Source organism: Dolichospermum sp. UHCC 0259 (assembly GCF_009711935.1).
Classification (GTDB): Bacteria; Cyanobacteriota; Cyanobacteriia; order Cyanobacteriales; family Nostocaceae; genus Dolichospermum.
Genome location: NZ_VIKX01000040.1, coordinates 1 through 825, shown reverse-complemented (window position 1 = coordinate 825; position 825 = coordinate 1). Strand labels below are relative to the sequence as shown.

The following is an 825-nucleotide window of genomic DNA, read 5'->3' as shown; positions in this document are numbered from 1 at the left end:
AATCTGAGTCACATCTGCGGAATGTGGGTTTAACTCTCATGTTTTCAATTTTAAAATTGATGATTACATATTTAATAAATATTCTTTAATAACTTAGAAATTTAAAAGATCATATTGTAAATCAAACAGTTCAAAATAATATCCTGTTAATCCTTTAATCCTGCACTTCGACTTACTTCGACAAGCTCAGTACAAGTCGCTCAGTAACCAGTTATCCTGATTCTGACAAATACAACTTTCATCACCAACAAACCATCTAAAAATTACCATCCTGTAAATCCTTAAATCCTGGATATCCTGATTCAGACAATTGAGAATTTCAGATACCCGACAACTTTTAACAATCTTCTCATTTATCACATTAATTATCGCAGAAGTCGGGGATCTTTAGATGCAAACTAACATCCTGTAAATCCTTAAATCCTGGATATCCTGATTCAGATTTAATATTTTTCTGTAACCTTTAAATGTTACACTTTACAAGTCTCGACGCGAGAGAAAAGATAGCTGCAATTATAAATACCACCTAGAACAACCCTATAACTCCCTTTAGCCAACCTATTAAAAGGGAGGTGGCCTTCTGGTGCTTTCTTGTCAAAAGTAATATCTTTGTAGTTTAAGCTCTTGTCTCTTTTTCTCCATCCTACTTTGTCCTCGAACTTATCCCAGATTTCCCAGTTATGTTCTCTTATTCCACCTAAACCTTGATAAATACGTTTCTGTACAGAAAAACCAAATTTACCATCACTGTATTTTACCCATAATTGGTCGTAACTGTTCACACTCCCCCACTAAAAAGGAATTAGGAAGTAACAGGGATAGGAG

The 825-nt window shown here is 34.3% G+C and carries 1 protein-coding gene; it reads right to left on the bottom strand.

Going from position 1 to position 825, the window contains the following annotated elements:
• Positions 1 to 470: 470 nt before the first annotated feature.
• Positions 471 to 782: a GUN4 domain-containing protein gene (locus tag FJR05_RS03670; protein WP_371416787.1), complete on the bottom strand. Its 312-nt coding sequence runs from the start codon at positions 780 to 782 to the stop codon at positions 471 to 473.
• Positions 783 to 825: the final 43 nt, after the last annotated feature.